This is a genomic window from uncultured Treponema sp., from assembly GCF_945873775.1.
GTDB lineage: Bacteria > Spirochaetota > Spirochaetia > Treponematales > Treponemataceae > Treponema_D.
Window position 1 is genome coordinate 1 of record NZ_CAMCEC010000043.1, and the last position, 5,686, is coordinate 5,686.

Annotated in this window: 5 protein-coding genes and 1 pseudogene; 2 read left to right on the top strand and 4 right to left on the bottom strand. The window is 35.6% G+C overall.

What is annotated here, in order from left to right:
• Positions 1-43: 43 nt before the first annotated feature.
• The 4 genes and pseudogenes from Q0N70_RS12135 to Q0N70_RS12150 form a co-directional block, all read right to left on the bottom strand.
• The gene (locus Q0N70_RS12135) at positions 44-1,417 is read right to left on the bottom strand and encodes a 7TM diverse intracellular signaling domain-containing protein (protein WP_294017128.1); all 1,374 of its coding nucleotides are present in this window, start codon (positions 1,415-1,417) and stop codon (positions 44-46) included.
• A 157-nt stretch (positions 1,418-1,574) separates the two neighbouring features.
• Entirely contained in the window at positions 1,575-2,855 is a 1,281-nt protein-coding gene (locus Q0N70_RS12140; RefSeq protein ID WP_294017130.1) for a DUF6273 domain-containing protein, read from the bottom strand.
• A gap of 182 nt (positions 2,856-3,037) precedes the next feature.
• Positions 3,038-3,232 (bottom strand): annotated as a pseudogene (locus Q0N70_RS12145) (Txe/YoeB family addiction module toxin); the annotation flags it as partial.
• Between the two features lie 64 nt (positions 3,233-3,296).
• Complete coding sequence (locus tag Q0N70_RS12150) at positions 3,297-3,557, bottom strand: type II toxin-antitoxin system Phd/YefM family antitoxin (RefSeq protein ID WP_294017132.1); 261 nt, start codon at positions 3,555-3,557, stop codon at positions 3,297-3,299.
• A gap of 151 nt (positions 3,558-3,708) precedes the next feature.
• Here Q0N70_RS12150 and Q0N70_RS12155 point away from each other — a divergent pair, with 151 nt between their 5' ends.
• On the top strand, positions 3,709-4,248 hold the full coding sequence (locus tag Q0N70_RS12155) for a hypothetical protein (RefSeq protein WP_294017134.1): 540 nt from the start codon (positions 3,709-3,711) through the stop codon (positions 4,246-4,248).
• Between the two features lie 88 nt (positions 4,249-4,336).
• Positions 4,337-5,596, top strand: a complete 1,260-nt coding sequence (locus tag Q0N70_RS12160) for a glutamate-5-semialdehyde dehydrogenase (RefSeq protein WP_294017136.1) — start codon at positions 4,337-4,339, stop codon at positions 5,594-5,596.
• Positions 5,597-5,686: the final 90 nt, after the last annotated feature.

Sequence of the window (5,686 nt, forward strand, 5' to 3'; positions counted from 1 at the left end):
TCAACCGACCTAAAATCATCTTGCGGCAGAGAGAAAAATTCTACTATTTTTTATTCTTTGTATATTTCCATTCGCGCTTTTTACGCAGGCAGAAAAATTCTTTAAAGCCCCCCCCCCCACGGAAATCATTTTGCTTGTAAAATTCATTTGCAATGTTTTCCATTTCTTCAACTGAATTCTGGATAATCGTAACTGGAGCAAGAAGCTCATGCGCTGAAGATTTTAAGAAATACGAAGATTCCCTAAGCAGATTGAATTCTTTTTGCCTTTGCCTGACTTTTATAAAAATGCTCGCGCCATAAATAAGAATGTGCGAAACAAAACAAATGTCGTAGCCAAAATAATAATCGTTGTCAAAAACAGAAAGCAAACTCACATTGAATTTAAGACGCAAAAGATGCAATGACTGCCTGAAAATTATATAGACAAATAGCGGAACCCAGGAAAAAATCAAAAGCGCCGGAATGTTTTTTCTTTTAAAAAATGAATGCACAAGAAGCACGCTGCAAAAAGCACAGCCAAAAATCAAAAAGCAGATTGTTGCAATGTATGGAATTTTTACATCATCGCAAAATCCGTACAGAAAAACAGAAATCAGGCAGACAAATAAAATCAAGCCAAGAATTTTTTTGCACAAAATGTTTTTTTCAATTGAAAGATTTTCCAAAAATAAAATCTGCGAAAAGCAAAGTCCAATGGCGCACACAATGTAACCGAATCTTACAAAAAACAGTTTCTGGCAAAAAGCGTTCCAAATGTATGTGCAGCCAAATCCTTTCATTGCAACTTGATAAAGAAAAAACGCAAAAGTCATAATTCCCAGATACAAAAAAAGTTTCTCCTTTAGGCTTGCAAACGAAACAAAAAGAGCCGCCGCCGTAATAAGCATAATTCCCAAAAATATTATATGCACAAACGAAAATCGCTCTGTCTGCTCAAAAAATTGCTCCATTGCAAAAAAACGGAACGTGCACGAAGTTGAATCTGAATTTTTAATTTTTAAAATATAGCATTCGTCAAAGAAATGACCTTTTGGAATTTCAAGAAAAACTCTCCAGGATTTTATTGATTTTTGTGAATTGAAAATTGTTCTTCCCGCAACGCCGCTTTTTTTCCAGATGCCGTTTTCAAAAACATAAAGCTCCGCGGAATCCATAATTTCAGGACCAAGGTCAAGAATTTGCACAGGAAATTTCTGGGGACTTTTGCGGTGAACAGCGCACCAAAGACTACCTTTTATAAATCCGGGCGAAAAACGAAATCCGCTTTTTTTACAATCGGAAGGAAATGCAAAGCTAGAAGAAAGCTCATTGTCCGAACTTTGCCAATAATAAACCTGCACTGAATTTTCCTGCGCAAAGAAAAATCCGCCGCAAACAAAAAACAAGACTGATAAAACCCAACAATTCTTTTTCATCAAGAAAGCACACATAGCAAAACCCGCAAGAATTTTTTAGCAATCTTTGTTATTTTAATGGATATAGGAAAATTTTGAAATAATACTTTTTAAATGCAACCCACTACAAAAAAGGTGAAAGGTCAGTTATCGCAGTGGGAGGTGTATATTAAATTACTCAGTCAAGTTTTATTGTGAGGGCAGGACAAATGCCAGTACTATTACTTGTTACATGTATTGCACTTCCACAATTTGAAATATAGAAGCCCTTTCTATAAATGATATTACCTTTATCATCCACCCCAATACTATAATCAGATTTTACAGATGCAGGTGTTCGTGAATACCAACTCATTGTTCTATCTTTTGGAATAGAGCTGTATATGTTGTGTAATTCTAAGCCACTCGCTCTTGTGAAATCAGAAGTTAAAAAACTATAGTAGATATTTCCTATGCTTATTAAATTCAATTCTTTAACACTTAAAATAAAAATTTTATCTTGTGTGTCATTACATCTTAAATCTATTGTACCATCCTTTTTTCCATCTGCAACATCTGATTTTGGATAATATTTCATAGAATCTGAATCATTTTTTACATAAGTTGTTTCAATTAAATTTTGTCCTTTAGAAGAAAACGCATTTTGTAAAAAGCCATTACCCTTAAACTTTATTTCATAAGAGCCAACTTTATAAGAATCAAGCACTTGATTGCCATAATGGCTTATATAACTCAGACCATTTAATACTGCCCTTATAAAACTATATTCATAATTTGGAGGATAAATATTTTTATCTTTATCAGATGAACGCAAAAAATAGTAATTCTTATCAGAATGATCTTCCACCCATCCATAACGGAATGTTGGATTGTATGGAATCCCAGCGACAAGAATTTTTTCAGATAAAAGAAGTGCATTACCTGTTTCATTGTAGTTATTTGTAACAACACGCCATTTTATTGGCTCAACTTTAAAATAATATTCAGTTCCAGTTTTTATCTCAAAACCATCACTAAATACGTATTTTCCGTCATTACCATATGGTTTTGCTTGCATCTTGAAGTATTTACAACCGTCACTACCTAAATAAAGATATTTATCTTGGTCAATTAATTTTGTAATTTCAACATCCTGCGCTTTTACTGTCTGCGGCCATTCTCCAAAAAGCACATAAGTTGCTTCTGTTCCCGCGCTTCCATCTGTTCCAGCTTTTAAAATATACGGAGAGTCCATGTAGTTTGTAGGTACTTCTTCAGTATCATCATTACCTGTTTCTTCATCTTTTTCGTCATTATCACCATTGTTTGATGAATTTCCAGTATTTGAAGATGGCATTGTAGGCGCATAATATGAATCATCTCCAGAACCGCCTCCCGAGCCATTAGAACAGGAAAATATAAACAATCCTAAAAATCCAAATAAAAAAACAGGTATTACAACTTTTGCCATTTTCATCATGCCGTTCTTCCTTTTTATATGAAATATGACTAAGAAAATAATACTTTTGACACAACCATTTTTATCGTTTAAATTTGGATTTGGACATAGACTTTGTTCTAGCTGTTGAGAAAAGTAAAAAGATATGTAAATTAAAAGTATTAAGAGATTATAATATTCAAAAGCAGAGGCAGATTCAAAAATCAGTCCTCATAGTGACCTCGACAAGCTTTTACAGTAATTTTATCTTCGGAAAATTCGTAAACAAGCCGATTTTCTTTATCAATTCTTCTGCTATATTCGCCCTCTTTGTGTTTCAGTTTTTCAGGCTTTCCTTCACCGTGCAATGCACCATCACGAGAAATACTTTTCAGCAGTTTGTTAATTTTCTGAACTGTCTTTTTATCTTGAGTCTACCAATAAACATAATGTTCAATCCAGTTTCTGTAAAAGTTATCTCGCTCATTCTGCCGCCATTGCTTCAAGTTCTTCCATTGTTTTTACGACAACTTTTCCCTGACGAAGCTGCTCATCACTTTTGTCAAGCATGGCAAGATAAGCCGCATTGTTTTTCGCCTTTTCCATTTCCTTAAATTCCTTTTCAGAAACGATGACGACATTCTTGTTTTCCTTGCGCGGAACTATGACCGGCTCACCGTTAAACGCCATGTCAAAATATTTTTTTATATTTGCGCGGATGTCCATCTGTTTTGCGATTGTCATAATTGCCTCCAAAAAAGTCGGAATAAAATTGCGTACCAAAAACCGTACTGTTTGTAATTTAATATCAAATCTTCTATCTGTCAAGTTTTATGGCTTTGATTCAATTCTTTAACCCATTGCAACAACGAAAGCAAAAATTTATAATGGCTTTATGTCAGAAAATCTTATAGAAAAATTTGTGGATAATGATTCGCTCAAGGCGTTGAAAAATCTTATTGAATCCAGTTCAGATGATGTGGCTCTTTCTTCTTCGGTGCAGCTTGCAGATATTTTTGGCGCAGGTCAGACATTCAAAAAAATCACTGATAAAAATTCAGATGCGGAATCAAAACTTGTTTCCAGTTTTAACAATAATCTTGTTCTTTTGATTCAGAAAACTTGGGTTGAAAAATCCGATGAAGAGCTTAAAGCGCAAATTCTTTATCAGCTTGAAGAATTCCGTGTTCAGCTAAATTCAAAAGATTATGTTCAGGCTTATCCGCAGTTTTTTTCTATTTTAGATAATGTTGTTTATCTTATGTTTGGAAATCAGGCAAAGGCAAAAGATTTTCCAGAATACGCGCTTAGAATTGACCCGGAATTTGGAATTTTCTGGTGGTACGTAAAAAGTCTTCCGCGGGATGCGCAATGGTCAACTGAACGCACAAGAATTGCCATTTTGCTTGGAATTTATTTTTTGGCAAATTATTAAACCTGTTTCAATTTACATTTTAATGTCATCTATTGCAAAATTATAACAGATTCCCATGTCATTACATGGGAATAACAGGAGGGAATTCATGGAGCTTGATTCAATCTGCGCTGAATTAAAAAAAGGAGCTGCACAACTTGCGCTTCATACAGAACTTCAGAAAAACAATGCGCTAAAATGTGTTTCTGAAGCAATCTTAAAAAACAAGCAGGAAATTTTAAACGCAAATCAGATTGATGTGGAAAATGCACGCGCAAATGGAACTCCCGAATCCCTTGTTGAACGTCTTGCTCTAAATGAAAAAAAGTTCAATGATATTCTGGACGGAATCAAAACTGTAATTCAGCAAAAAGATCCTATTGGCAAAATCGTTGACGGATGGAAAGCTCCTAATGGAATGGAAATCCGCCAAGTAAGAGTTCCGCTTGGAGTTGCTGCAATTATTTATGAAAGCCGTCCGAACGTTACAGCGGATGCGTTTGCCCTTGCCTATAAAAGCGGAAATTCTATTCTTTTGCGCGGCTCTTCTTCTGCGCTGAATTCAAACAAAGCCATAGTAAAGGCAATCAAAGAAGGCTTAAAGAATGCTGAAAAAGACGGCGTTGAGTCAGCATTGCATTTATGCGAATATGGCAACCATTCCGAAGTAAATGAAATTCTCAATGCGGTCGGAAAAATTGATGTGGTTCTTCCACGCGGCTCTGCAAAGCTCATAAATCTTGTTGTTGAAAATGCAAAAGTTCCAGTAATTCAGACTGGAGCTGGAGTCTGCCACCTTTATGTTGATGAAAGCGCGAACTTGGAAAACGCGGCTAAAATTGCGCAGAATTCCAAAATGCAGCGTCCGGGAGCTTGCAATGCAATTGAAACAATTCTTGTAAATAAAAAAGTTCTTAAAGAATTTCTTCCGCTTCTTGCAAAAGAATTTGATGAAAAAGTTCAAATCCGCGCAGACAGAGAATGCTATTCAGTTCTAAAAAATGCCGGCTACAAAAATTTAAAGGAAGCAGAAGATTCTGACTTCGGATTTGAATTCCTTGACTTTATTGTTGCAGTCCGACAAGCTGAATCCACAGAGCAGGCAATTGAATTTATAAACGCCCACAACACTAAGCACAGCGAATGCATTGCTACAAACGACAGAAGCCACGCTCTTATGTTCCAGCAACAAATTGACGCAGCCTGCATCTATGTGAATGCAAGCACAAGATTTACAGACGGCGGAATCTTTGGATTTGGAGCGGAACTCGGAATCAGCACGCAAAAACTTCATGCCAGAGGTCCTATGGGAGCAGAAGCCTTGACCACAACAAAATTTTTAATCGACGGAAACGGTCAAATTAGATAAAACTAACTGAAAATTCTCGGCGAGAATTTACTAAAAACGATAGTGTACAATAAAGTTCGCAATTTGGGGTAGAAAAAAGCCATTGAAAAT

Bases quoted from the DNA above. Each gene is read 5' to 3' on its own strand.
- Q0N70_RS12135 (WP_294017128.1), bottom strand. From the start codon at position 1,417: ATGAAAAAGAATTGTTGGGTTTTATCAGTCTTGTTTTTTGTTTGCGGC.
- Q0N70_RS12140 (WP_294017130.1), bottom strand. From the start codon at position 2,855: ATGATGAAAATGGCAAAAGTTGTAATACCTGTTTTTTTATTTGGATTT.
- Q0N70_RS12150 (WP_294017132.1), bottom strand. From the start codon at position 3,557: ATGACAATCGCAAAACAGATGGACATCCGCGCAAATATAAAAAAATAT.
- Q0N70_RS12155 (WP_294017134.1), top strand. From the start codon at position 3,709: ATGTCAGAAAATCTTATAGAAAAATTTGTGGATAATGATTCGCTCAAG.
- Q0N70_RS12160 (WP_294017136.1), top strand. From the start codon at position 4,337: ATGGAGCTTGATTCAATCTGCGCTGAATTAAAAAAAGGAGCTGCACAA.